This window comes from Caballeronia sp. GAWG1-1 (assembly GCF_023631465.1).
Taxonomy (GTDB): Bacteria; Pseudomonadota; Gammaproteobacteria; order Burkholderiales; family Burkholderiaceae; genus Caballeronia.
In genome coordinates, this window is record NZ_JALQDB010000008.1 from 67804 (window position 1) to 92937 (window position 25134).

The 25134-nt window shown below is 57.0% G+C and carries 24 protein-coding genes and 1 pseudogene; 13 read left to right on the forward strand and 12 right to left on the reverse strand.

Going from position 1 to position 25134, the window contains the following annotated elements; all coding sequences use genetic code 11:
• Window positions 1-8: 8 nt before the first annotated feature.
• Complete coding sequence (locus NCT03_RS04415) at window positions 9-512, reverse strand: YbhB/YbcL family Raf kinase inhibitor-like protein (protein ID WP_250463998.1); 504 nt, start codon at window positions 510-512, stop codon at window positions 9-11.
• Between the two features lie 315 nt (window positions 513-827).
• On the opposite strand from NCT03_RS04415, the gene NCT03_RS04420 reads away from it, so the two are divergent.
• Window positions 828-2309 (forward strand): sensor domain-containing diguanylate cyclase, encoded by a 1482-nt coding sequence (locus NCT03_RS04420; RefSeq protein ID WP_244827468.1) that lies wholly within the window; start codon window positions 828-830, stop codon window positions 2307-2309.
• Between the two features lie 18 nt (window positions 2310-2327).
• On the opposite strand, the gene NCT03_RS04425 is transcribed toward NCT03_RS04420, so the two are convergent.
• On the reverse strand, window positions 2328-2723 hold the full coding sequence (locus tag NCT03_RS04425; protein ID WP_244827469.1) for a hypothetical protein: 396 nt from the start codon (window positions 2721-2723) through the stop codon (window positions 2328-2330).
• Window positions 2724-2879: 156 nt separating this feature from the next.
• Between NCT03_RS04425 and NCT03_RS04430 the strand changes: the two genes are divergently transcribed.
• Entirely contained in the window at window positions 2880-3557 is a 678-nt protein-coding gene (locus tag NCT03_RS04430) for a TetR/AcrR family transcriptional regulator (protein ID WP_244827470.1), read from the forward strand.
• A gap of 75 nt (window positions 3558-3632) precedes the next feature.
• Here the strand turns inward: NCT03_RS04430 and NCT03_RS04435 are convergent, their stop codons facing one another.
• Window positions 3633-4499, reverse strand: coding sequence for a shikimate dehydrogenase (locus NCT03_RS04435; RefSeq protein WP_250492046.1), 867 nt, complete (start codon window positions 4497-4499; stop codon window positions 3633-3635).
• Between the two features lie 239 nt (window positions 4500-4738).
• On the opposite strand from NCT03_RS04435, the gene NCT03_RS04440 reads away from it, so the two are divergent.
• Window positions 4739-6643, forward strand: coding sequence for a bifunctional sugar phosphate isomerase/epimerase/4-hydroxyphenylpyruvate dioxygenase family protein (locus NCT03_RS04440; RefSeq protein WP_250492171.1), 1905 nt, complete (start codon window positions 4739-4741; stop codon window positions 6641-6643).
• 66 nt (window positions 6644-6709) lie between these two features.
• Entirely contained in the window at window positions 6710-6880 is a 171-nt protein-coding gene (locus NCT03_RS04445) for a hypothetical protein (RefSeq protein ID WP_244827472.1), read from the forward strand.
• Here NCT03_RS04445 and NCT03_RS04450 read toward each other — a convergent pair.
• Window positions 6864-7184 carry a hypothetical protein gene (locus tag NCT03_RS04450; protein ID WP_250492047.1) on the reverse strand — a complete coding sequence of 107 codons (321 nt, stop codon included), beginning with the start codon at window positions 7182-7184 and terminating at the stop codon, window positions 6864-6866. The genes NCT03_RS04445 and NCT03_RS04450 overlap by 17 nt on opposite strands.
• Window positions 7185-8126: 942 nt before the next feature.
• On the opposite strand from NCT03_RS04450, the pseudogene NCT03_RS04455 reads away from it, so the two are divergent.
• Window positions 8127-8911 (forward strand): annotated as a pseudogene (locus NCT03_RS04455) (hypothetical protein).
• A 271-nt stretch (window positions 8912-9182) separates the two neighbouring features.
• On the opposite strand, the gene NCT03_RS04460 reads toward NCT03_RS04455, so the two are convergent.
• A complete protein-coding gene (locus tag NCT03_RS04460; protein ID WP_250464006.1) occupies window positions 9183-9800 on the reverse strand; it encodes an MSMEG_1061 family FMN-dependent PPOX-type flavoprotein in 618 nt (205 codons plus the stop codon).
• A 563-nt stretch (window positions 9801-10363) separates the two neighbouring features.
• On the opposite strand from NCT03_RS04460, the gene NCT03_RS33800 reads away from it, so the two are divergent.
• From NCT03_RS33800 to NCT03_RS04480, 4 genes are all read left to right on the forward strand, one after another.
• The gene (locus tag NCT03_RS33800; RefSeq protein ID WP_284503055.1) at window positions 10364-10756 is read left to right on the forward strand and encodes a helix-turn-helix transcriptional regulator; all 393 of its coding nucleotides are present in this window, start codon (window positions 10364-10366) and stop codon (window positions 10754-10756) included.
• 127 nt (window positions 10757-10883) lie between these two features.
• Complete coding sequence (locus NCT03_RS04470) at window positions 10884-12428, forward strand: GGDEF domain-containing protein (protein ID WP_250464008.1); 1545 nt, start codon at window positions 10884-10886, stop codon at window positions 12426-12428.
• 175 nt (window positions 12429-12603) lie between these two features.
• Window positions 12604-14481 carry a methyl-accepting chemotaxis protein gene (locus NCT03_RS04475; RefSeq protein WP_250464010.1) on the forward strand — a complete coding sequence of 626 codons (1878 nt, stop codon included), beginning with the start codon at window positions 12604-12606 and terminating at the stop codon, window positions 14479-14481.
• 204 nt (window positions 14482-14685) lie between these two features.
• Complete coding sequence (locus NCT03_RS04480; protein WP_250464012.1) at window positions 14686-15054, forward strand: hypothetical protein; 369 nt, start codon at window positions 14686-14688, stop codon at window positions 15052-15054.
• A 1894-nt stretch (window positions 15055-16948) separates the two neighbouring features.
• Here the strand turns inward: NCT03_RS04480 and NCT03_RS04485 are convergent.
• From NCT03_RS04485 to NCT03_RS04500, 4 genes are all read right to left on the reverse strand, one after another.
• On the reverse strand, window positions 16949-17164 hold the full coding sequence (locus tag NCT03_RS04485; RefSeq protein WP_250492048.1) for a hypothetical protein: 216 nt from the start codon (window positions 17162-17164) through the stop codon (window positions 16949-16951).
• Window positions 17165-17229: 65 nt separating this feature from the next.
• Window positions 17230-17445, reverse strand: coding sequence for a hypothetical protein (locus NCT03_RS04490; RefSeq protein ID WP_250492049.1), 216 nt, complete (start codon window positions 17443-17445; stop codon window positions 17230-17232).
• A gap of 202 nt (window positions 17446-17647) precedes the next feature.
• Window positions 17648-17863: a hypothetical protein gene (locus NCT03_RS04495; protein WP_250464035.1), complete on the reverse strand. Its 216-nt coding sequence runs from the start codon at window positions 17861-17863 to the stop codon at window positions 17648-17650.
• 351 nt (window positions 17864-18214) lie between these two features.
• Window positions 18215-18442, reverse strand: a complete 228-nt coding sequence (locus NCT03_RS04500) for a hypothetical protein (protein ID WP_250464037.1) — start codon at window positions 18440-18442, stop codon at window positions 18215-18217.
• Between the two features lie 863 nt (window positions 18443-19305).
• Between NCT03_RS04500 and NCT03_RS34060 the strand changes: the two genes are divergently transcribed.
• Window positions 19306-20169: a DUF535 family protein gene (locus tag NCT03_RS34060; protein ID WP_350030138.1), complete on the forward strand. Its 864-nt coding sequence runs from the start codon at window positions 19306-19308 to the stop codon at window positions 20167-20169.
• Between the two features lie 799 nt (window positions 20170-20968).
• Here the strand turns inward: NCT03_RS34060 and NCT03_RS04505 are convergent.
• From NCT03_RS04505 to NCT03_RS04515, 3 genes are all read right to left on the reverse strand, one after another.
• Window positions 20969-21202, reverse strand: coding sequence for a hypothetical protein (locus tag NCT03_RS04505; protein WP_250464040.1), 234 nt, complete (start codon window positions 21200-21202; stop codon window positions 20969-20971).
• Window positions 21203-21228: 26 nt separating this feature from the next.
• Window positions 21229-22068, reverse strand: coding sequence for a hypothetical protein (locus NCT03_RS04510; protein WP_250492050.1), 840 nt, complete (start codon window positions 22066-22068; stop codon window positions 21229-21231).
• Between the two features lie 344 nt (window positions 22069-22412).
• Window positions 22413-23123 carry a LexA family transcriptional regulator gene (locus NCT03_RS04515; RefSeq protein ID WP_250492051.1) on the reverse strand — a complete coding sequence of 237 codons (711 nt, stop codon included), beginning with the start codon at window positions 23121-23123 and terminating at the stop codon, window positions 22413-22415.
• 94 nt (window positions 23124-23217) lie between these two features.
• Between NCT03_RS04515 and NCT03_RS34355 the strand changes: the two genes are divergently transcribed.
• The 3 genes from NCT03_RS34355 to NCT03_RS04525 all read left to right on the forward strand — a co-directional run bounded on the left by NCT03_RS34355 (window position 23218) and on the right by NCT03_RS04525 (window position 24992).
• Window positions 23218-23631: a carph-isopro domain-containing protein gene (locus tag NCT03_RS34355; protein ID WP_502800348.1), complete on the forward strand. Its 414-nt coding sequence runs from the start codon at window positions 23218-23220 to the stop codon at window positions 23629-23631.
• Between the two features lie 159 nt (window positions 23632-23790).
• On the forward strand, window positions 23791-24051 hold the full coding sequence (locus NCT03_RS04520) for a hypothetical protein (RefSeq protein WP_250492052.1): 261 nt from the start codon (window positions 23791-23793) through the stop codon (window positions 24049-24051).
• Between the two features lie 137 nt (window positions 24052-24188).
• Complete coding sequence (locus NCT03_RS04525) at window positions 24189-24992, forward strand: ParB/RepB/Spo0J family partition protein (RefSeq protein WP_250492053.1); 804 nt, start codon at window positions 24189-24191, stop codon at window positions 24990-24992.
• The last annotated feature ends 142 nt before the right edge of the window (window positions 24993-25134 follow it).

Genomic DNA, 25134 nt, shown 5'->3' on the forward strand with positions numbered 1-25134 from the left:
CGTGATGCTTATTTCAGCTGATAGAGACCGGTGTACGTCGCCGAGTCGATCTCGTTGAGATGAGTCATGAAGCGCGCAACGGCATTGGTCGCGTTGGCGTCGAGCGGCAGTTGATCCGCCTTCAGCGCGTGAATACGGAAGATGTAGCGATGCGGCTTGTCGCCACGCGGCGGCGCGGCGCCACCGAAGCCAACCGTGCCGTAGTCGTTGCGCATTTGCAGCGCGCCCGCTGGCAAGAGGCTGCCATCCGCCTTGCCCGCGTTGCGCGGCAGCGAGCGGACGTCGGCGGGAATGTTGACCACGACCCAGTGCCAGAAGCCGCTGCCGGTGGGCGCGTCGGGATCGTAGACGGTGAGCGCGAGGCTTCGCGTGTCGGCCGGCGGGTCTTCCCATTGCAGCGCCGGGGAAAGGTTGTCGCCCGAGACGCCGAAAGCCTGCTGATCGAACTCGTGCTCGCGCGTCAAGTAACCATTGGCGGGAAATTCGTCGGACCAGATGCGGAAATCAGCCATGAGAGTCATGCCTCCTTGTCGCGTGTTGGGAGTTGGCGGACTGAAAGGATCCGCGGACGTGTGTCATGCACGCTTGAATACGGCAGCACGCAACCGATTGCAGCAAGCATGCCTACGATCGGGAGTTGAACTTGCGGCGCGTTATTCGATCGAGTGTAGCATCCGCCCCTCAATTGAGCCGGGCGTCGCTCCCGATTCGGGAAAATCGCCCGGAATCTGCTCGCTTATCAGCGGATGGACGTAAAAGCGGCGCGCTACAATATTGAGACAAATCGTGCGATGAATAGCGCTCCGACGCGAGCCGAAGGGATTTTTATGCCAAACGATCCGCGCCCAATCACTGGACAGTTCACACCCGCGAGCGTGCCGGAAGACGATGCCGACATGTTCGACCTCGCTCCGGTCTCGCTCTGGCTCGAAGACTTCAGCGCCGTGCGCGAGCAGTTCGAGCGCTGGCGCGCGGCAGGTGTCACCGACTTGCGCGCGTTCCTCGAAGAAGACCCAGCGCGCATCGTCGAATGCTCTTCACGCATTCGGGTGGTGAAGGTGAATCGGCGCACGCTCGGCTTGTTCGGCGCGAAAGACCTCGATCATCTCGTGCAAAACCTCGAACGCGTGTTTCGCGACGACATGCTGACCACGCACATCGACGAACTGGAGCAACTCTGGTCCGGCGAACCGCGTTTCGTAAGCCGGACGGTCAACTACACGCTCGACGGCAAGCGTCTCGACGTGCTTCTCAAGGCCGCGATCTTGCCGGGGCACGAGAATACGTGGAGCCGTGTGCTCGTCACCATCGAGGACATCACGGAACTCGAAACCATGCGCCGCCAGACCGCGGCGAGCAGCCTTTATGCGCGCGGCCTTTTCGAGCATTCGCCGGTTTCGCTGTGGGTGGAAGACTTCAGTTCCGTGAAAGACTTGCTCGACGATGTACGCGAACGGGGTATCGTCGACTTCCGTACCTTTACGAGCGTGCACCCCGAATTCGTCGAACGATGCATGCAGGAGATTCACGTCCTCGACGTGAATCAGCACACCTTGCGCATGTTCGCCGCGCCCGACAAGGCGACCTTGCTCGCGCGTCTGCCGGAAGTGTTCCGCGACGACATGCAGCAGCACTTTCAGGAGCAGTTGATCGAGCTATGGGAGCACAAGCTCTTTCATCAGCGCGAGGTGCTGAACTATTCGCTCGATGGCAACGAGGTGCACGTGCACCTGCAATTTTCGGTGTTTCCGGGGCACGAGAAGCGCTGGGATCTCGTGCTCGTCGCGCTCACGGACATCACCGCGCGCAAGAAGGCCGAGGCGTATCTGGAGTTTCTCGGCAAGCACGACGTGCTCACCAAGCTCAAGAATCGCTCGTTCTATGCGGATGAAATCAATCGGCTGGAGCGCAAGGGTCCGTTCCCCGTGACGGCCATCGCGGTCGATGTGAATGGCCTCAAGACCGTCAACGATCAGCTCGGCCACGCGGCCGGCGACGCCTTGCTGCGCCGCGCGGGCGAAGTGCTCTCTAAGGCGGTGGAGAAGCCGTTCCAGGCGGCGCGGATAGGCGGCGACGAATTCATGGTGCTGCTGCCCGGCACGGACGAACGCGGCGGCGAGGCGCTGATGGACGGCATTCGCCAGTTGCTCGAAGTGAACAATCAGTTCTACTCGGGCATGCCGCTCAGCTTCGCGATGGGCGCCGCGACCGCGCACGAAGGCGAGCGCATCGAGCCGATGCTGCAACGCGCCGATGCCGCGATGTATGTCGAGAAGCGCCTGCACTACGCCAACGCGCAACGCAAATAGGGCGCTTCGGACGACGGCTTATTGAGCCTGTGCCGTCGCTTCATCGATACCCTTGTTCAGCGCCGGGCAGGCTTCGTCGATCTGCTTTTGGTATTGCGCCGGATTGCTCGTCTGCAGCTTGTTGATGCGATCCACCGTCGGTTGCGCCTGCGCGAGCCCGAGCTTCCACTCGGCGTCGAAATCGGGCGCATCGGGGAAGTTCTTGCGTGCCATGTCCTTGAAACGCGCCACCTTGGCAGCGTCGATATGACACACGTCGGCTGCGCCGCGCGCGATGTTCGCGCTCGTCATCACGCCTTCGGCGGCAAGCAGTTGCGGCGTGGCGGGATGACCGGGAGGCAGTTGCGTCTGCGCCGCCGCGTGCAGGGCGCCAAGACCCAGCAAGGATGCGGCAAGTACCTGAAGGTGCTTCATTCGATTCTCGTTTGATTGATGCGGACCACGCATCGGGGACCGAAAAATTATAGGTTAAGCCTTTGAAAACAAATGCCGCGCATAGGGATGAAGCGCATAAGACGCTTGGAAACCCCATGCTAGAATCGATTTTCGATGCCGTTTTCAGACAGAAAAATGAAGAAAGGAAGCAAGGCCGCCAGTGCTGCGCCCTCGTCGTCCTCGGAAGGGCGGCGCAAGTACGATCCTGAGGAGACCAAGCGGAACATCCTTGACATCGCGACGCAGGAATTCTCGGCAATGGGTCTGACCGGCGCGCGCGTCGACGCAATCGCGGAGCGCACCAACACCACGAAGCGCATGCTGTATTACTACTTCGGCAGCAAGGACGGTCTCTATGAAGCCGTGCTGGAGCAGGTGTATGGCGACATCCGCGCGCTCGAACAAGAGCTCAGGCTGGAAGAGCTGGACCCGGAAGAGGCCATGCGCGAGTTCATCGGCTTCACGTTCGACTATCACGACAAGCATCGCGATTTCGTGCGTCTTGTGACTATCGAGAACGTGCATGGCGCGAAGTACATCGAGCAGTCGAAGACCTTCAAGGCGCGTAACTCGACCGTCATCAAGACCATCGAAGACCTGATTGCGCGCGGTGTCGCGGCGGGGCGTTTTCGCGAGGACATCGACCCGATCGATCTGCATCTGATGATCAGTTCGTTCTGTTTTCATCGCGTGGCGAATCGGCATACGTGGGGCGCGGCGTTCGGGCGCGATCCATCCGGGCCGCGTTCACGGGCGCGGCATCGCGAGATGATCATCGAAGCGGTGCTGCGCTTCGTGCGCCGCGAAGACTGAAGCCAAGACGAGCCAAGACAAAACGGCGGCACTTCTGCGAGTGCCGCCGTTTTGGTTTCGAGGGCGCCGAAGGGCTCAGCGTTCCAGCAAGGTCTGGAAATGCGCGAACATGCGCTCGGCATCCGGTTCGAGGCCGGTAAAGATGCGCAACGCATCCACGGCCTGACACACCGCCATGCCGCCGCCGCTCACCGTGCGGCAGCCGAGCGCGCGGGCTGCTTTCAGCAACTCCGTTTCGAGCGGGAAATAGACGATCTCCGCCACCCACAAGTCCTTGTGCAGAAACTCGGCGGGCAAGGGCAGGCCGGGCAGTTTCGCCATGCCGGTGGGCGTCGCATGAATCAGGCCGTTCGCCTTCTGCAACACGTCGCGTAGATCGCCGCCGCTCTTGACTTCGCGATCGGGAAAACGCGCGGCGAGTTCGCTTGCGAGCGCGGCCGCGCGAGTGTCGTCCGAATCGAATAGCGTGAGCGATCGCGCACCCATGGTCAGCGCGGCATGGGCCACCGCCGCGCCCGCGCCGCCCGCGCCGAGTTGCACCACGCGATCCATCGGCACACCCGGCAAACCGCGTTCGAACGCCCGCGCGAAACCCGACCAGTCGGTGTTGTAGCCGATCCGCTTGCCATCCCTGAAGACAACCGTATTGACCGCGCCGAGCGCGCGGGCGTCGGGGTCGAGGTCGTCGAGCAAGGGGATCACGCTCTGCTTGCACGGATACGTGATATTGAGCCCGTCGAAGCCCATGCGTTCGGCGGCATCGAGCAGATCGGGCAGCGCGGACGGTTCGAGCGCGAGCGCGTGCAAGTCGATCCGTCGATACACATAGTTGAGCCCGAGCTTGCCGCCTTCTTCCTCGTGCATCGCGGGCGTGAGCGAGCCGCCAATACCCGAGCCGATCAGCCCGACGAGATAGGAGCGGGGAGACGCTTTGCTGGTCATGCGCAATACTCCAGTGCAAATAATGTAAGCGCAGTGTGACGGGCGCTCGATGCCGTGTCCTTCGGTGTTTTCACGTATTTGTACGGTCTAGTTAGTTTGTTATGCTTGCGCACAATGACGTGGATTGCGTGCGCGCCGCTCCGTTTCCCGCAAGCGCCGCGAACGTCCTACACTGACGGGACTGCACCGATCCACCCGCATCATCTGAATGCAACGAGGAGGCAGCGATGCTGCGTTCAATCCGGACATCCATTGCGACGGTATCCATCAGCGGCACCTTGCCCGAGAAGCTGAAGGCAATCCGCGCGGCAGGGTTCGATGGCGTCGAGATTTTCGAGAACGATCTGCTGTACTTCGACGGCACGCCCGCCGACGTGCGCCGCATGTGCGCGGATCTTGGCCTCGCCATCTATCTGTTCCAGCCGTTTCGCGACTTCGAGGGCGTGAGCGCCGAGCGTCTCGCGAAGAACGCCGAGCGCGCGAAGCGCAAGTTCGAGCTGATGCACGAGCTCGGCGCGGATCGCATGCTGGCGTGCAGCAATGTGTCGCCGGACACCATCGGCGACGACGCGTTGATCGTCGATCAACTCGGCAAGCTCGCGCGCCTCGCGGAAGAAGCGGGCGTGATCGTCGGTTACGAAGCGCTTGCGTGGGGGCGTCACGTCAACTCGTACAAGCACGCGTGGAAACTCGTCGATGCCGTGAATCACGCGAGTCTCGGTATCGTGCTCGACAGCTTCCATACGCTTTCCATCCGCGATTCGGTGGAGGAGATCGCGCGGATTCCGGGCGACCGCATCACCTTTGTGCAAATTGCCGACGCGCCCGTGCTCGCCATGGACGTGCTCGAATGGAGCCGTCACTATCGCTGCTTTCCGGGGCAAGGCGCGTTCGATGTCGCGGGCTTCACGGCGCGCGTGTTCGAAGCGGGTTATACCGGCCCGCTCTCGCTCGAAATCTTCAACGATGGTTTTCGCGCCGCGCCCACGGCCATCACCGCCGCGGACGGGCATCGCTCGCTGCGCTTTCTGGAAGAGCAGACGCGCGCATTGATGGGCGACCAGGCGCCAGCCGAACTCTTCGATCCGCCCGCGCCGCCCGCGCATATCGGCTTCCAGTTCCTCGAATTCGCCGTCGATGCCGCCACGCGCGAACATGTCGCCGGCTGGCTCGGCAGGTTGGGCTTTCGGCTGGCGGGCAAGCATCGCTCGAAGGATGTCTCGCTGTACCGGCATGGCGCGGGGTCGATCGTGCTCAACGCGGAAGCCGATTCCTTCGCGAGCGCGTTCTTCGAGCAGCACGGCTTGTCGCTGTGCGCGTCCGCATTTCATGTCGATGACGCGAAGCTCGCGTTCGAACGCGCGGCCGCTTATGGGTCGAAGCCGTTTTCGGGGCAGGTCGGACCGAACGAGCGCGTGGTGCCAGGCGTGCAGTCGCCTGACGGCAGCCTCGATTATTTCGTCGATGAAGAACCGGGCGGTCCCACGCTGTGGGAATCCGATTTCATTTTGACGGACATCGACGGGCCTTACGAAGTGGGTCCGCTCGAACGTATCGACCACGTGTGTCTGTCGCTGCCCGCCAACGCGCTCGACACCTGGGTGCTGTTTTTCCGCAGCGCGTTCGGCTTCGAAGTCGAAGCAAGCGTGACCGTGCCGGACCCGTACGGTCTCGTGCGCAGCCGCGCGGTACGCAGCCGCGACGGGTCGGTGCGCATTGCGCTGAATGCGTCGATGGACCGGCATACGGCGGTGGTGGAGTCGCTGACGACTTATCGCGGTTCGGGTTTGAATCACGTGGCGTTCAGCACGTCCGATATCTTCGATGCCATTCCTCGACTCGAAGCCGATGGCGTCAAATTCCTGCGCATTCCGCGCAACTACTACGACGATCTGGTTGCGCGCTACGGCCTGGCCGACGAACTGATCGACGCCATGCACGAACACAACATTCTTTACGATCGCGACGAGCGTGGCGGCGAGTTTTTTCATGCGTACACCGAGCAGCTCGATCAGCGCTTCTTCCTGGAAGTGATCGAACGGCGCGGCGGTTACGATGGTTACGGCGCGGCGAATGCGGCCGTGCGGCTCGCGGCGCATGCGCAACAGCAGCGGGCGCGGCAGGGGGCTTCGGCGGGCGGATGATTGGCTGGCCGCGCGTGACTGCGCGTCCTATCATGAAGACATGGCGGCAATTCAAAGGAGGGCGCCATGTTCGACTTACCGATGTTTCTAGTGGGCCTCGCGGCGCTTGCCGCCATTAGCATCGTCTTGCTGGCCGACGATTGGCGCGATGCGCGGCGCGAGCGCATGGCGCGACGTGAGCTCGAGCGAGCGGCGCATCATCCGCTGCGGGAGTGGTGGCTCAGGCATCGGCACTGAGCGGCGCGCCGGGTTCGATATCGGCAGCATCGGCCAGGCGCTTGGCTTCGCGTGCCTCCGCGGCGGCTTCGAACCGGTCGACATACAAATACAACCGATGCACCGTCTGCAACTGCGTGTGAGACAGATGCGCCTGCCGCGTGATGGCCGCGAGACGCTCGCGCCAATACGAAGGCGGCAGCGCGTACCCGCCCGCGTCGCGCGACAATGACTGCCGCAACACCCGCTCGAGATGAGTCAGGTCCTGGTCTGCCAGCAATGCCGAGAACGCGCCTTGTGGCTTGGTATCGGGGTTAGGGTCCATTATTGCGATGGCGGCCGTTTCAGATCCAACTTGATAGGGATAAACCCTGAACGTACGCCGTTGGCGTCAGCGTGATGAATTTTCCGCGCGACGTCCCGATTAGCGCGAGTGGCGTTTGCTATACTCTGCGCTCGCTTGGCCGTCTCGCAACGGCGAGCCGTGCGCCTCGATGCCGGCGCGCTCCCCGTAGTTCACGGGGTGGAATGATCCCGGGGAGCATGGCTGTATGGTATTTTTGGTCTTTGCTGTAGCAAAAATGTAGCAGTTAAGATTACTCGTCAGCAGGCCACTTTCTTATGAGGCTGCACTGCGCCTCCGGCAGTGAACTTCACGGCGCTAAGCAACGTTTTACGCTGCCTGATCATCGCTGTCTGGGGCATTGCGGCGCCATGCAGCATTGTCGCTTGCGTCCACCGGCAGTTTGAAAGGCTCGGCTTCCTTGTTCACGCTGTCCCAATGCTTGACGTTGAACGGCAATTGAGTCACAGCAAGATTTGCGCGATAGGTCTTGCCTGTGACCTCGTCTCTTCGAATTCCTTTCGGGCCGCCCTGAGAACTCCGGTTTGGAAGGCCTGCATGACTGTTTCATTTACGTGATGAGTCACTGCGCGCTATCTCGAACATGGCATCTGATATGCGGCCATGCCATTGTAAGCAGCAAACCGTTTTGCGCCGCCGGTGTTAGTCAACGTTGACAACGTCGCGCCACTGACTTAATTGCTCACGAAGCGTTATGACATCGCGAGTAGGTCAGCTATCGTAGTCGCCAAGAGCAAAGGGGCATTCGGATGATGTTGAAAGTCGGCCGCATTCACCGAGCGGATGTAAGCGGCCATGAGCGGTCCTTCATTGCGGTGTCCGCATAGCAGCCATCCGGTAGGTACAGTAGCACCCCGATAGGGGCGAGGGTATGATCGCACTTAAAATCCGCTCGAATTCGGCATGCTCGCGCTCAAACCAACGCTAGTCCCGCTGTTCCTGCTTGTCGTTTCGATGTCGGCTAAATGGTGGGGGCATCTATTGCTGGCTGGTTGGCTGGTCTACCCGTGGTTGCAGGTCCGAATCTGTTTATTCTTGTGCTCGCGCATGGCCCGATCTTCGGCGCGCGCGCTGCCACGCTGCCTCTTTCCGCAATTCTCGCGTCAGAAGCATTCAATCTCGCATATGCATGGACCCGCCGCTCGCGTTCGTGGCGCGTGGCACTAGTTGTAGGGGCTTATTACGCGGTCTAATTCCGCGTTTGGCTTATCAATGTTGCCAACGTCACCTATCTGGACCACGACCGCCGCCTTCGCCGCCGTGTGCTTCTGCCAGTCGTTCTTGCCGCGCAGCCTGCGATCGCAGCAGCCGCACCGCTTACGCGGTCCGACCTGATAAGCAGGATGGTTGCTGGCGCAGTCCTGACGCTCCTGGTTACCTCGTTATCCGGTCGGGCCGGCCCCCCCGCGTGGAGCGGTCTGCTTGCGGTCTTCCCACTGCTCGGAATCGTCTTATCGGTGTCGTCACACCGGGCACATGGGGCGGCCTTTGTGATTTCGCTGCTTCGGGGCATGGTGCTAGACAGGTTTTCGTTTGCAGCATTTTGTTTTTTGCTTTCCTTTTCACTACCTTATCAGCGTCCAATCGTGGCCTTTTCCATCCACTGCGACCGATGCCCACCAGGCTGCGCTTTCGCCGCTCGCATTTGGATCAATGGCGTCCCGATAAATTCTTTTGATCTGCTCTAACGTTATTTACACGCCTTCTAGTTATGGTGGAAGCGCCGCGTTAAGACGTTCGGATTAGGAGGCGTGGTTTCTGACTGCGATCCCGGAGCACCTCGTCGTCCCATCGACAAGCCAAGAAGAACGATGCTATACGAGCGCGCCGTCATCATGCCGGCGCTAATAAACGAGAGCCGTTAGGGCGCGGCGCTGATCTGGTCCTACGGCAATTTTCATCTACGTACTGCATGCGCCATCTCTATCGACTCCTATGTCCCTGCCCAAGCCTTGGCGCTCAATACAGGTTGTTGCGGACTGACTGGTAGTACGCATCGTCGATCGTGCGTACGATGTTCGCATCCTGTTCAGCCATTGCCGCTTTCATTTCTCCAGGCGACGGAACGCTCGAACGATCAAGTCGCGATGCGTCGCTCCAGAGCTTTGCTCGATTAATTGCTTTGCCGCAGTGAAACAGTACCTCATCAATCGTCACGACAATTGCCGTCTTGGGTGTTTTTGTGCCTTCGGCAAAACGACCCAGCAGTGCCGGGTCATCTGTGATTGTGGCGCGTCCGTTAATGCGCATGAATACTTCGAGACCGGGAAACAGGAACAACATGCCAACGCGATCGTCTTCCGTCAAATTTCGCAACGACGCTATGCGGTTATTGCCCGGCCAGTCCGCAAAGGCGACGTGCTTTTCGTCGAGCGCGTGCACGAATCCGGGTTGGCCTCCGCGAGGTGACGCATCTAGCCCTGTAGCATTGCCTGTGGCGAAACAGAAAAAACTCGCAACACGCAAGTAGGCACGGTGGAAGGGTAGCAGGCGCGGCAATACGCCCTTTGTAATGAATTCGGATGGTTGGTCATACAAGCGGTCGAGGTCGCTCGTGTCGAGTGCAGCAGATGACATGGTTCGGCTCCGGCAAGAGGATGCTCGAAGCATAATCCGATAAGCGTTGGCAGCGGTAGACTATAGGTGCCAACCGATAGCGCGAAGCCGCCATGCCTTCACTCAATCATCTGCAGAGCAAATTCGACCTCGTCCATACGTTAACGGGTGTGGATCCACCATTGATCGCGCTAGCGGGGAAGCAGAGCGCTCCGCGCGAGTCAGGGGCCCATCAGCACCCTACGGGTCAATTGCTGGGCCTCTTTCAAGGCCTGCTGAGCGTTCGGACTCATAGCGGCGCTTGGGTATTTCCGACGACACGGGCCGCGTGGATCCCGCCATCAACCGTCCACGCCGCACGTTCGCACGGTCCGTTCTCGGGTTGGGCGGCATACGTGTCTGCGCACGCGTGCGCTGCGCTGCCCAAAGAGCCGCGCGTTATCGAGATGACGGGCTTGCTGAAAGAGGCGATCGTGCGTGCGGCCGAGTGGGAGTACGCGCCTTTAGACGACCGACAGCGGCACATCGCCGCCGTGATCCTCGACGAGATCGCCGGCAGCCACGCCGATGCTTTTAGCTTGCCGATGCCTAGCGACGCTCGGCTATTACGCATCGCGACCGCACTTGCCGATTCGCCCGCTGACACGCGATCGCTCGAAGACTGGTCCATCTGGGCGCATGCAGCACCACGTACGGTAAGTCGCCGCTTCGTTTCAGAGACTGGCATGACGTTCACCGCGTGGCGACAGCGAGCTAGGCTTGTGCGCGCACTCGAGTTGCTAGCGGCAGGAGAGCCAGTTACCAGTATTGCCCTGCAGCTCGGGTACGACAATGCGAGCGCATTTATCGCGTTATTCCGGCGGACGTTCGGCACGACGCCGGGCCGTTACTTCGGGGCCGAGCCCACTACGCTCGGGTGTGCGCCTGACTCTCTTGCAACTCTATCAAAGCCAGCGCCGAAATTAACACATCTATAGCTCTTGGCGGAAGGCGGCAACACGCCTTTCCTGCTGCGGAACCTATAGAAGATGGCGGATGTGCCGTTATACCTTTCGTGCTGTCGCGCCGTTCCGTGCATAGAGCAGAAAGCGCGGTGTCTCACGCTTGACCCATAGCATTTTGCAAATGAAGCGCCTTACAAATTTCTTGATAGTAGTGTCGACGTATGGCGCGCTTGCATGTTTAGGCATAGCCCTGACCCGGACGACATGGGGCGTCAGCAGTATATGGCCTGCAAATGGTCTGATTGTCGGCCTGTTTTATAACGGCCGTAATACCCGCTGGAGCGACCTTGTCAGCGCTGTCGCCATCGGCGGCTTTATCGCCAATGCGGCGTTCCTGACTGATCGCACGGCCGTGCCGCTTTTCACATTCGGAAATGTTATTGAACTCGTGGTCCTTTGGATTTCGTTCACCGTTTCTCATGCCTCCGTATCAGCAGTCAAGAATCCGCGCAGTTTGTTTTGGTTTTTGACCTGCGCGGTGCTTTTTCCGGTAACAGTGTCGGCGGTCACGGTCGGGGTGGCCTCGCATCTCGCACTAGGATGGCCTCCGCTGTCTGTCAGCCGCAGTTGGTTCGTCAGCGATGCGCTCGGTCTATTGCTTTTCATGCCGCTCGGCTATGTTTTCCGACGTGCGCAGCGTCAATTGTCCGTTGCAAGAAGCCGCCAAAGATCGTTAGAGAAGATCCTGCGGAAGTGCCGACAAGGCGTGTTTGCGCACGCAATCGTCTTGGTCGTGACCATCGCAGCATTTCAACAATCGCACTGGTTACCGGCCTATTGGGTGTTGCCATCGGTGGTGCTCGCCGTTCTTTGGGCGGGCAGCTATGTAGCGGTCACGGGAACTTGCATTGCCACTGCGCTTGCAGTGATCTGCACCGTCGGACAACCGCTTACTAGTCCTCTCGGCAGATATGCAGGTCCCGAGCAGGCCATTCTCGCGGTCCAGGGTTTTGCGCTTGCATGCGCACTCGCTTCATACTTGATGGCGTCCGTACTTTCAGACCGTCGGCAATATCTGACGCAAGTCCAAACAATTTGCCGTACACAGCTTGATCTAGCAGCTAGACTGCGTGCCGCAAACGACGAACTCGCAACCTTGGCGTGGCGAGATCCACTGACCGGGCTCGCAAATCGACGCCGATTCGATGCAGCGTTGATGGATGTGTCGCGTGTCAAAGATCTAGATGACGGGCAAATCGCGATCCTGTTCATCGACGTCGATTGGTTTAAATGTTTCAACGATCGCTATGGCCACGCATTCGGCGACGGCGTTTTGAGAGCGGTCGCGCTTGCCATCAGCGACGTCCTGCCGGTCGGATCGACTTTTGCTCGCATTGGCGGCGAGGAGTTTGCAATTTTATGTTTAGTGCTTGACGCGGCTGCAGCGGGCGAGCTTGCCGAATCGGTCGTGCAGCAGGTCCGCAAGCTCGCCATAAAGCATGCCGACAGCGCGTACGGTGTCGTAACTGTGAGCCTGGGTCTAATGCTTTGCGATTCCACGCACGTGGCGGATGGAGCTCGCATGCTCGACCTTGCTGACGCTGCAATGTATCGCGCCAAACATGAGGGGCGCAATCGATGGGTAAGTCTGTCTCACGACGAATCGACGCAATATAGTGTGGATGCTGTTGCGAGAAAGTTATAAGGTTTCCTGTGCAACACGAAGACTTTATGGGCGATGCTTGTCCTCAACACTTAATTTGTTGAAGAAAAATCCGTTACCCATGAAGCAGCGGACGCATTGTTCGATACAGTCACTTTGAGCAATGGGGCGACGCACATACTGTTTGCAACTCCCTCTATACCTCGCAGCGAAAAAAATGAAGTTTCTCAATCGTCTATCGGTCCGTCAAAAACTTCTTGTCGCAATGGGCTTTGCGATTCTTTGTTTTGTGTTTGTCTCGACGGGGCTAAGCGTCGCCTTGACAGGTAACAGCCTTAAGCAGCGGGCGGTTGCTGTCGAATTACCTGCTGCCTTAGGCGAAATTCGCAATGACGTGTTGCGACAGATTGGCGCGCCGCTTGCGCTTGCAGAAGGAATGGCTTCGAACACCTATCTTTTGGATTGGGAGGCCAAAGGCTTGCCCGACGATGGTATTGACGCGTGGAAGCACTACGCGCAAGCGTTAAAAGGGCAAGCGAACGCGTCCACGATTTCTTGGGTATCTGCGGAAACAGGAAAGTATCTGAACGAGACGGGTCTGTCGCGGACAGTGTCGCGCAGCGACGCTGGAGATCAGTGGCTATACAAATTTCTTTCAAGCGGCAAGCCGTATGAATTGGATCTCGACAAAGACAAGGCCTCGTCGCAGTACAACCTCTTCATTAACTCTCGCTTTGATGCTGGCGGGAAGGTCGGCGTCGCATCGCTCGGGTTGTCTATAAGCCAACTCGCGGATGCGATCCGCAGTTATAGAATCGGTGAACACGGCTTTGTTTATCTCGTGCGCCCGGACGGAGCGTACGTTATTCATCGCAACACCATGCTTGCGGATGGGCATCATTTCCTGAAAGACCAACCGGGTTTCGACGGACAATCCGTGGCGACGCTGCTGTCCAACCAGAAGTTCGCAATAACGAGCGTGGATGGAGCGAATGGGAAGAACTTCGTCGCGGCCTCGTACATGCCTGAGCTCAACCTGTATGTACTTGCCGAAGTGCCTGAAGCGGACGTCCTTGGCAAGATCACACAAACTTCGACAATTGCTGCGATCGTCGCTTCTTTAGTTGGTGGCGGCATCGGCTTGCTTATCATCATCGTTGTATGTCAAACCATTGTCGGGCCGCTCGGGCGGGCGGCGTTGATGCTGCGCGACATCGCAAATGGCAACGGAGATCTTACGCGACGCATGAAAGTGGAAAGCAGTGACGAGGTAGGGGTGCTTGCACAGTCCTTCAATCGTTTCGTGGAGTCGTTGAATCGAATCATCGCGGAGGTGCGCACTAGCACGCAGACCATCACTACAGTTTCTGGCGAGATAGCGTCTGGAAACTTGGACCTTTCGGCCCGCACCGAATCCCAAGCGTCCAGCCTCCAAGAGACTGCCGCGGCAATGGAAGAACTCACGACTACCGTGCAGCAAAATGCCACGAATGCGCGGGCAGCTAATGACCTGGTCGCCGCCGCCGTGGGATGTGCCCAACGCGGGGGGGATGTGGTCGCTAATGTAGTGACCTCAATGGCTGCGATCAGTGAGTCTTCGCGGCGAATCACGGAGATCATTGCAGTTATCGATGGCATTGCCTTTCAGACTAATATCCTTTCGCTTAATGCTGCCGTGGAAGCTGCCCGCGCGGGCGAACAAGGACGCGGTTTCGCCGTTGTCGCGTCGGAAGTCCGTTCTCTGGCACAGCGCAGCGCCAGCGCTGCAAAGGAGATTAAGAATTTGATCGATGGATCGGCCTTAAATGTCGATGAGGGTAGCCGACAGGTCGCGATCGCGAAGACGTCAATGACAGAAATCGTGGCGTCAGTTGAACGCGTGACCCACATAATCAGTGAAATCGCCAATGCGAGTGCGGAGCAGAGTGTCGGTATCGGGCAGGTCAACCAGGCGGTTGTGCTAATTGATCAGAATACGCAGCGCAATGCAGCGCAGGTTGAGGAAGCGGCTGCGGCGGCTGGCGCGATGCAGGATCAGGCCACCGCACTGGCGCGCATTGTTGCAATGTTCAAGCTTGACGAGCACATGTCCTGATCCACAAGGTAAAGCCTACCAACTAGTTGGTCAGCGGAACCGCGATTTACGGATATACTGTATGGATGTACAGTACGTCTTGGGCGCATTCCGCTGTGAAGCTGCTTATGGTGAAGGCGATGCCCAACCTGCGAAGCGAACGAGGCGCACTCCCGGCAATCATGTACAACGCAACTGGGCAAATCAAAGTCTGTCCTCACACTCATGACCGACGAAAAGCGCGAAAGTCGTCGACGGGCGATTCATAACATCGTAAAGCAGCGCTTCAATGGCGTTGTGTTGGACCCTCGGACGTTGGCTGATCTCGAGACGGCGGCAAGAGAAGAGATTTCCGCGATTGAGATAGGCGAGCTACTGCCTTCGCGCGAGGGGAACCGCGCCCATTCCAGCATCGACATGCAAATTGAGATCCAAGTGATGCCGCATCCTGATGCAGGATGGCAGGTAATAGTGCCACGCATCGAGATGGACCAATCGCCGTTTGTGTTTGTCGTAGCCTCTCAGCTGGAGGCAATTCGCTTCGCCCGAACGTTTTTAGTTGACGGCGTGGATATACGAGTATTTCCGGACTAGCAAAGGCTATTTCGATATCCCTGGCATGGCCCAAGTGTTCAGTGCGCCATGCCGGCCGTTTCGGCAACTGCTGCTGGGACGAGCGCGCGGCGTTTTTGTACGCAGTCTGGCTAATTGATCAAAATTGCGACAACATCGAGCTAGCCCTCTCGGATGCCGAACTGGTGAGTGAACTTGAAGCCTCTCACCGATGTAGAGCATAGTCCCCATCTTCGAGCAACTGATCTATTTGTAAGAGTAAATCAGTAAGCGCCGTGAAGTGATGCGGTGTAAGCGAATCGCTTTCGAGTAAGTCCGAAATCCGGCGGCGCCAATAGGCCGAGCAAGGAAAATGTGAGGCCTGCGCAGAACTGCCGCGACAGCGACTCGCAGGTGCGCCAGTTTCGCGTCGGTCGTCAAGATGGTGCGCGCGTCGAAGCGGAGATCTGACCCATTCCTCATGTGTCGGTATCGCCAGACCAATCTTAAAGCGTCGCTTACAACAAAAAAATCCCGCACCAAGGAGTGTGGGTGCGGGATTGACCTCAAGTCGCGTGGACGACTGAAGTTGAGCTAGGACCGGTTAGAGTATAGATGCCGCATCACATAGGTCAAGGGACAACCGATGAAACGGTATGGGTTTGCAATTTGTCCCATTACTCGATTTTTTTTGGATATCTCACGTGGGACCGCTCATCGCTCATGTGAAAAAATCAACCGGAGGTCGCTATGTACAGAATCGGCGGTTACATCGTTGGGGGCGACAATCACGACGTGCCGTGCTGCTTGATGCTCTCTAGGCGAGCATTCGGTTCTACGCCGGACCGCTATTGTCGGTTGAGCTAGCTACACTTGGACCCACACACGAGTCTTTGGGTTCGCGGACAAAAGCGTCACCATCATCACGGGTGAAGCAGCGACTCGAACTTCGGGCCGCTAGCCGCGTCATCGCGATTTTTGAATGGACCATCGCCATTCGGCGCTGGCCGTAAGGAGAAGCACCAAACTGCTCCAGTTCGAGCCAATGCAGCATGCAGAGAAATTCTTCGGGAAGGAGGCTCGCGTTGCCCTTGCAATGGTTCAGTTAATTAGGCCCGCGAGTTGCTTGTATGAAGAATCTCGGACGGAGGTCGCCATGCACAAGATCGGCGGTTACATCGTGGAATGCTCGGTAGAAGAATATCGGGACGGATGGAGAGCTATTCTGCGGCTATTCCGCCATTGGCCGACATCACACCGTCGCGAGGCGGCAGTGCAATATTCTGTCCCTGCGTTATTCCCGGCTAAGTCAGCTGCCGAACGTGCTGCGTTTCTATGGGCTCGCCGGCTAATCGATACTAACCGAGACAACATTGAGTTCGCGCTGGCGGACGCGGAGTTGGATGGCGAGTTAGCAACTCACCGGTAACTTGCATAGACGCCTCATCTGCCCTCAGATCCGGTGAGGCGGAGAAGTAACTCGTTTAGCACGGCGACTTGGCTTTGTAGAAGCGAACCTCGGGCAAGCAAGTCTACGATGCGACGCCGCCAGTACGCGGGCGGCAAAACTTGATTTGGCGAGCGCAGGACAATGGCCACGGCGACCTGAAGGTGTGCTAGCTCGCCATCATTCATGTTAATGACACGCGCGTCGAAGCGAGGGCCGGAATGTGAAGTCACACCATGATATCGGCATGGGTGTGCTTTTCTTAAAGATTCGCTTACAAATAAATTCGTCTTGTAAGCGTATTGCCTAACCGACGAGCCGGTCAGCCGATGGCGAACCTTACAGCGTCGTTCAACCTTCGAGTGGCGTCGTCATCGCGGCTGCGATAGCCTAAGTGTTCCTAGCTGCTCGCGACGGTCGGCTGCGACTGAAAGCGACGGCCGCGGACGATTTCGTTTCAATCTCAGCGCGATACATCACGGAGAGCACTTATCGGTCGAGCACTTCAGCCACCTCAACTGTGGTGCTGACGACTAAACCTGCGATCTGATCAAGAAACATGCGTATTTCCGGAGTGAGTCCGGCCTCTTTCAGTTGCTCGGAAAAATCGTCCGCACGTGCCGAAATATCAGCAAGTCCAACTTGGTATGACCGGATCGCCTTAAACATCTGAACCTTCGTCCAGGCGACATCGTCGTCTTTCATATTTCCGCCATTTTGTATAAAAGCGTTGTAAGCAAAACAAAAGCCGAATCATAGCTTCGCGCCAATCACAGGCCCAGGCTTATTTTCGCGGCATGATTTGCCTCAGCCACCGCGCGAATCGTCTCAACGACGAAGACATGCGCCTCAAGATCGAGTCCACGGGAGTTGGCCACTTCGAGCATGGCGTCGGCTTGCTGCGAGATCTCTGACAGTCCGGCCTGAAGCGCCTGGATTGCGTCGAGCATCTGAAGTTTCGTGAACGGTATTATTTCATCGAACATCTCTTTTCCCTGTCGGCCACAAATCGTCGATGACAAAAAAGAGACGCCACAGGTCCCGCCGCGCTACCTCTTTAAGCTCCTACTTACACCCTGGACGAAAATTCGTCAAATTACTGTTGCGTTTCTCTCGTGCGGGGTCCACTGCTCGATAGGGAAAAGGTAGCTCCAATCGATGCCGACTCACCTCGGCTCCAAGCTCGCGTCAGGGCCAAAGGCTGTGAACCGCAGTCATCCGAGCTTTGTTGATTGTCGCTGCGATGCTAAACACAGCATGGCGCGACTCCGCGTTTATCAGATGCTTGCGCCCAGCTAGGGCCAGCACTTCGACGTTATCCGAAACCTCATCCAAAGCGGTTTGAAGTGTCTGAAGTGCCTCGAAGAGCTGCACTTTGGTGAAGGGAACCTCGTCGTCGACCATCTGTCTCTCCAAAAAGCATGGGGCGTTACGAACGTACCACGTGTTCTTTCGCCGTTATCAGCCATCAAGGACGTCACATTTCGGGATGCGCTGCTGCGACGCGGTCGAGCATGTCCGGAGGCCGTCCAGAGCCCAAAGCCGGGCCGACTAAATGCCGCTGATTCCGATGGTTTTACCGTGGCAATGCACAACACATCTCGATAAAGATTGAGATTAGATGACTATTCCGAACCTGACGACTCGGTAAAGGAGCTGTTTTGGCTTCTGTTCGTGCAATCGCCACACCACACGACGTGCTGTGCCAGTCTGGGGCGCTCAGCACTACTAGATTGACCCGGATTTCGGCAACAATCAGCCAGGCGTACGAAAGCCGATCGACGCAACTCTCATTGTCTCCCGCACTTGAATATCGAAATACTCCAATTGAGCGCGCAGGATGATAGCGGCGATGGTCATGGGGCGCTCCACGACCGTCACGCGGACATTGAGAAGCTTCGGCGGAGCAATCAGCGCGCCGGCGCCCAAATGGACGCGGCCGGTGCGCCGGTTTAAGTAAAAGGTCTTTTGAGCACCGTTCACATCATTTCCCATAGCCGACTAAACCGTTCACGTCGATCTCAACGCGCTTCGATATCCTAGACAACGTTATCCCTCTGTCGAATGCGCCAAGCGCTGGCAGGCATCTGAAACGATCTCTCGATTCAACATAATTCGTTCAGACTTTGGCCTCGAACTTTGGTACCCGTCTGATTCCATCGTTAACGAGCCAACGCTACTCTCTCTTTTCTCGCGAACACATGAATGAAGGGGTCGAAATTGAAGGCTATGAAAAAAGTCGGCGAAGTGATGGTCTTGGTGTCTTGCATCGGCGCTGCTTGCTTATCCTACAGCGCGGCAGATGCAGCTGTAGTTTCCAACGTCTCAAATGGACGATCGTATGCGGAACACTTACCGGCAAAGAGCCGGTTGAAGCGAGGCTCCAAAGAGGGTAAGAAAAAACGCAAGCACCATCGCTCTAAGTCATTCGAGCAACAAAGTTGGTTGATGAACCCGAGCAACCGCACGGGGAAGGCCCTTCGCCGTGACAAGACACATGAACACGCTCGCTCCCAGCGTCGCGATGTTGGCGTGGAATTGACCTCCTACTGACTTTGAAGAAACAGCAAGCCTAAATTGATGCCCGCACCTTCACGTGAGGGAATTGTCGCCGCGATTACTAAAGGGATTTTGGGCTTAATCTTCTTTACCGTCTTTCGAAGCGAGGCTCATGCGAACGGTCGACATTAATTCAGGGGTGTCGCCAAGTCTCACCCGAGTGCACGTTCTAAACAAAGAAATTGAAAGAATATAAACAGAAATGGATCTCGAAGCTAGCATCGATAAATCGAACTCGTTCGCGGTTTGTTGCGGAGTGCGCCTTGCATGTGTATCCGGGCAAGACCATGTACGCGCGCTGGCGTAGATTCCGATTTGTTACCCGAACTCTAATTTGCTACAAGACGACTATTTGTTGGTTAGACGCTTGCTTATCGGCAAAAACTCCAGGGCTAGTGAGCCGAGCGCCGCAATGCTTTGAGCGTATTCACCGTCCGTTCCTGCACAATGCGCTCCAGCCAGACGACATTCTCCGAGTGAGTTTGGAGCATCAACTTTTCGCATGCAAACTGCTTCCTTCGATAGCAGGCGAAATTGCTAAGTCAGGCGTCGCGGTTGTCGCAACCTTCTCAGTAGGTGAAGAAAGCTGGCAGGTCGCAATTGAAGTGCTAGAGCAATTTAAGAGGGAGGGAGATTGGACGCTATCCATCAAAGACGCAGAAGGCTATTCCGTCGTTTCATGCTCGTTTTCAATAGCCAGCTTAGGAGGACGAATTTTTCGTCCAAGGTTGATGATAGGAGGTGTGCAAGGTCCGGCACAGGGGAGGAACGGGCGAGAACGATTCCGGTCGTTGACTCACAAATGGCATGGATGGCGACCGAAGCAACTAGCTGTTCGCCTTGTTCAGGAGATTGCTCGTGAGATTAACGCGCGTAACGTTTTGATTGTATCAAACGATTCCCACGTTTATGCGAGCTGGCGTTATCCGTCGTTCAGGTATCGCATCGCTGCGGACTATCAAACCTTAGCGATCGAATGCGGTGCGAAGCGACAGTGGCGAGGATGGCTCATCTTGGGTTGCGCAAAAACGCCGAGAAAAGGGCGAGACGATGAGGAATTCGTCACGCGCCGGGGCCGACGCACGACACTTTTGAGGCAACTGACAGAGCAGATTCGATGCTCAATCGGCTTGACGGAATCCAGCAACTGATTGGTACCGCCTGGCTAAGGTTTGCACCGGAGAAGCGGACTGCAACCACATTATAAGTGGCAAGTTGGCTGCAATGTCCCTGAAGCGTGGGCAGGACGCCTTCGCCTTCATGCTCTGTAATCGATATTTTCCTGCAGCCGGAGAGGGCGGAAAGTTTGCTAATGTTCAACTCGCTTTATCAAATGTCCCAACGAATATTCGCTGGACCCTTTATGCGAACGGCCATCATGCTCGCAGTATTGTCGGTTAGCGTTGCAACGGCAGTAGGTATATCGCTGAATAAAAGATTAGCGAGGCATCGGGCAGTCATGTTTGTCGTGTCCATTGCCCTCAGTGACTTCCGTGAAGCACGGCACGGCGCCGTTCGCGTTTTCAATTATGCACCAAACGAAACGGAGCAGACTCTGTCTTCCTCCATTCAAAGATGGCTGAATGAAGGCGATAAGACTAACCTACGACTTGTGTATCCGGACCAGGAGACCATCTTCGCGGCTTACTGGGCAGCGACGCAAATGTCAGCGACTTCCCCGTGCTTCTCTAGAATTGAAAGCGAGGTTTGTCAAAAGGAATTGGGTTATTGGCTCGCGCGTGTACGGACCGGAGATCCTAGATTTATCGCAGCTTACGAGCAATCTTATGTCCGACTCGGCTTGCCACCTTTAGTGCGGCAAAGCGACTGAAATCTTTTATAGGCGCCGATAAGGTAGATAGGGAGGTGGAAGCGGTACGCCTCGTTCGAATGCGGCGAGCGATCGTCTGCATCGCGCCATGGATTGGTTCAGATTCGCCAGGCGTCATATCATGCCGCAGCTCGCGCACGCGCCTTCTTTGACATGGAATCCAAATAGTCCGCAACAGCCTCGTACGATGCAAACCGCTTAGAGCCCTCCGTGTAAGTTGCGATCGGGAAGGTTTCAGCGCTGACTTGGTTGCGGATAGTGCCCTCCGACATCGCGAGTAGCGTTGCCAACTGATTCATCGTGAGGCGAACACCGTATTTTTCCAAAATGAAGGCGCGGGTTAGAAGAGTCATCGTTTCGTCTCTGTTGTTCAGGAAGGTTAAACCTTGATGAAACGATTATCATCGCTCAGTGTGTAGATGGTGTATGGGTCTAAGCCGTCCTCTCCAATGTATCCGACCTTCATGAGGTAACGCCTTTCCATGAAATCCCAATACCAAATGCTGATTTGACGAAGCTTGCCAGCGCTTGCTTTGCCTTGAAAGCCGGTGATCGCAGTTCCATGATCGTCTACAGCAGCGACTCCACCATCGCCAGCGACAGCTGTTCCGCAGCGACCCGCCACGGACGTGCCGAGAAAGCCGGTGGTTGCTACTCCGCGAGCTCCAACTAACGCAACGCCACGATTTCCCGCGACAGCGGTTCCGTTATCTCCAGCGGATGCTGTGCCAAGCGCGCCAACGATAGCGGACTTGCCATTGCCGACGGTGCGATGCTCACCAATCACGGGAAGTTCGCGAGCGCGGGGCTCATGCGTAATGAGATATTCAGCAGCCTTCTTGCGCGGGCCAATAAAAAGCACCTTACCGCGCGGAAACTTGCAGATACCGTCGAATTCGATGATGTCGCTCGTATCCGCCTCGACAACGAGCCACTTCGCTGTCGGCTCGATACATCCGCCAAGGGCATACTCGCCATGACCGTAGAGCCAACCACGAAGACCGCCAAAGCGAAGGTTCGGCTCCCAGATGGAAGCTTCTGCCGTTTCGCCAACACTCGGCCATGTGTAGCCATATTCGGTCGACATGTCAGCGCGAGATGTGCAAAGCAAGAGCGATTTGTCCGAATGAAACGGTTTCGGTGGATCATCTTTGAACGGAAAGCCAAGGGGCGTAGCGGCTTTGGGGAACGACAATAGTGCGAAGGCTGTCTCAATCATATGGATTCCACTTAGTAGACCTAGGGTTTTTGCAAGTTTAGACATTTAAGGGCACCGCGTTCGATCAATTGGGCCTGCGTCGCCCATGCGATGTCCGCTACGCATATCAACGTCGGTGACCTAAACCTGATGGGTATGCGCGATACCTTTCCCGTAGGCTGTTTGATCAATTGCGGTTGAGCTGCTAGCCGAGCACACGCTGGTGATACTTATGAAGATATTAGGAGAGGCTAATTGGAAAGTCAATAGCTTTGAAAGCGCCGTGACGTTACTTTCGAGGAGGGAGGCGACTAATTGCCGATTCGGTAGGCAAAGGTAATGCGGAGCGCACTACCTTGGTGCGGCTACAAGAAGTTGTCGTTCCAAAGCGCGCGGCCAACGAGCATTGTCCGATCGTCAGGCGGAAGAATTTTGTCTGGATGTGCAGCCTTGTCAGGATTGTCGCTGCGCATAATCCAAGTCTGTGCGCCTATTGCGGCGTGGTAATCCCAAATCAACCGCTTTAGAACAAGCCCCCCTTCGGATGTGCACATGGCAAAGACTTTTCCGTCTTTAGGCGTTACATCAGCCGTGTTGATTAAGACTGAGCAACCGTCATGCAAAGTCGGCCACATGCTGCATCCGACAGCACTGATTATTCGTGCCGTTTCCTCGGTGACGCCGAGGGCTCTCAAAGTTGAGCGCCTGAAAACGAAATTGCCCTGCACCTCGGCATGCTCATTGAGCCGCCCATCTCCGCAGGCTGCGGAAATATCTAGTTGCGCAATTAGCACGAAATCATCGTGCGGCAGATGATCGTGAGGTAGGAGTTGCGTGTTCGAATCGGCCTGTATGCGTACGGGCTGGCCCTTCATCGGCCCCTTGCCAGTAGCCAGCCACTCTTGCGAAACCTTCAGCGCGCGTGCTGCTGAGAGCAGGTTTTCGCCACGAAGAAATTTTGACTTGCCACTAAGCCATCCGTGGACGCTGGGCGGCCGAACGCCACAGGCACGCGCAAGCTCTGCTTGGCTGATGCCTTCAGCCTTCATCGCAAGAAGTAGTCGTTCGGAGAGCATTAGTTAATCCTAACATTTTAACAGAAAGGAGACGCTATTGACAATCCGTTTAGCTAGTCCTAACATGACGAAGTTTAAGACTGGATTTAGACCTATGAGACCTTCCGCACTCATCGACGCTCTAGGCGGCACAACAGCTGTCGCGCGGCTGTTGGGAATAACCGCGCCGTCCGTTCACGCGTGGCGCAAAGGGGGCATTCCAGATGACAAATTGATTCGTCTTGCACCCTTGGCGGAGAAACGCGGGGTTTGTTGCCGCCGCGATCTACGACCGGCTGACTGGCATCTGATCTGGCCGGAACTCGCTGAAGAGCAGGGCGCATTTGTACGAGCACGATTTCCGTATCGGCGTGGAAAATTGAGCGCCAGGGATCGGCCGTGCCCAACGCGTCCGAGACAATCCGCAGCGATTCGACAAAATGCAAGCGTCTCGCCTTCACTTGCGAGCTCCGGCCCCCTCTTTTCACAACGTCACATCCGGCGAAACAAAAATAGCCGTGGTGTTTGAAGCATTCGGCACGACCCGACAGTCACGGCTTTGGACTTATGCGGACTATCACTGGGGAAGAGGTTTCCGGCATTTCACGAGCGGCGGCCGTTGGTTCGGTCAATCAAGTGGATGAAGCCGGAAGGCGCCATGTTATGCGTACCATGAGGAGAAGCAAGAATGCTTACTGAGCAGCACCAGCGAATGCTTAGAAACGCTACCAGCGAAACACTCGAGGCAATTGTCGAGCAAGTAAAAACGGAATGTCCTGAAGCCTTTCATGTTGAGACCGGCGAGAACGAGACACTCTCACAGCGGCGCTTTGTCTATGAGCCTGTGATGCCATTGCCAATGGCAGCTTTCACCGTCGCGCGGAACGAACGGGCAGACGCCATACCGTCAGCTCCGCAAGAAGCCCCGCAGCAGCAGACGAATCAGTAACACAAAAAGCGCGATTAACGGGCGCCCGTTGTGCGGTTAGTACGACTACGAAAGATGCGATACGCCGGATTGCATTACGGCAGCAAACCCCCTGCGCTCATGGATCAATTGAGACGCGAAATTGATGGGCATGAACTATGGCAAAGAACTCAATTGACGCTTATGGCGCATCGGGAAAGACGAACCTGCTCTTCTTCGATCCTGACAAGTTGGTGTTGGTGACGGACCCGAATTCGTCGCTTTATGATCCACGCGCTGACCTCCCGGTCAACGAGGATCTTGCTCGAAACATCGACTTTCAAGGTGTCTTGCAACCGATCTCGGTTGTGAAAAACACCGAGACCGGAGAGACCGAGGTTGCGGTGGGTCGGCAACGTATCAAAGCGGCCCGATTGGTCAACGAGTGGCGGCGAGCACGTGGCGAGACGCCTATTCAAGTCCCGGCGCAGGTGTATCGAGGCGACAGACGCACGACGCTGACTGCAATCATCGGCGAGAACGAACTTCGTGAGGCGGACACGCCGCTCGGCCGTGCTGAGAAGATGAGGCGCGTAATGGCGCTCGGCTACAGTGAAGCCGAAGTCGGCACGATCTTCGGATGTGGATTAGGCACTGTTCGCGCCACCGTCGCGCTGCTCGACTGCTGTGCCGATGTCCGCAAGGCGGTAGAAAGCTTACGCATCAATGTCACGCACGCGCGCCAACTTTCGAAGCTTCCGCCGGATGATCAGCGAAAGAAGGTCCAGGAACTAATCGCAGCGGGGCAGCATGTCGTTGGCCATGCACGAGCTCGCGCGCAGCGTGCAGTAATCGGCGACGCGAAGCCGAAGCTGCGTAGCCGCAAGCAGATCACGCGCGAGCTCGAAGTGTCATCGGGCGACCGCGCGGAAGCGCTGCTCTGGGTGCTGGGCATGGATCACGATGGTGAGGGCAGGGCATGACGGGCTCGTTTTTCTTGCCCATAGCTTCTTGGCATTCACGCCCTCCTGTTCTTTTAGCGAAGCGCGTCTTCACGCGCAAGGCGCAGCTCAAGTCGGTTGGGCAGTTGATTTTGCGCGGACGCTGGTTACTACATCCCGCTGA